The sequence below is a fragment of the Streptomyces sp. DH12 genome, from assembly GCF_020873895.1.
Classification (GTDB): domain Bacteria; phylum Actinomycetota; class Actinomycetes; order Streptomycetales; family Streptomycetaceae; genus Streptomyces.
This window is the reverse complement of sequence record NZ_JAHWGT010001093.1, coordinates 1-450: the sequence shown is the minus strand read 5'-3', so window position 1 is coordinate 450 and position 450 is coordinate 1. Positions and strand designations below refer to the sequence as shown.

Genomic DNA, 450 nt, shown 5'->3' with positions numbered 1-450 from the left:
GCCCTGGTCGGGGCGGACGGCGAGCTGCTGCACCAGGCCCGCCGCCCCACCGGCCGCGAGCGCGGCCCGGACGCCGTGGTCGAGGGCATCCTCGGCTTCGCGGCCGAGCTCCGCGCCCACGGCATCCGCGCCCTTGGCGAACCGGCCTCGGCCGCCGGCGTCGCCGTCCCCGGCATCGTCGACGAGGCGGAGGGCGTCGCCGCCTACGCCGCCAACCTCGGCTGGCGGGACGTCCCGCTGCGCGCCCTGCTCGCCGAGCGGCTCGGCGGCGTCCCCGTGGCCCTCGGCCACGACGTGCGCACCGGCGGTCTCGCCGAGGGCCGTCTCGGCGCCGGGCGCGGCGCCGACCGTTTCCTGTTCGTCCCGCTCGGCACCGGCATCGCGGGCGCCATCGGCATCGACGGCAAGGTCGAGGCCGGCGCGCACGGCTTCGCGGGCGAGATCGGCCAC

Annotated in this window: 1 protein-coding gene; it reads left to right on the top strand. The window is 79.8% G+C overall.

Translation table 11 applies throughout. The features are described from left to right. The coding region (locus tag LPA54_RS38690; RefSeq protein WP_228985062.1) for an ROK family protein at nt 1-450 on the top strand (450 nt) is incomplete at both ends.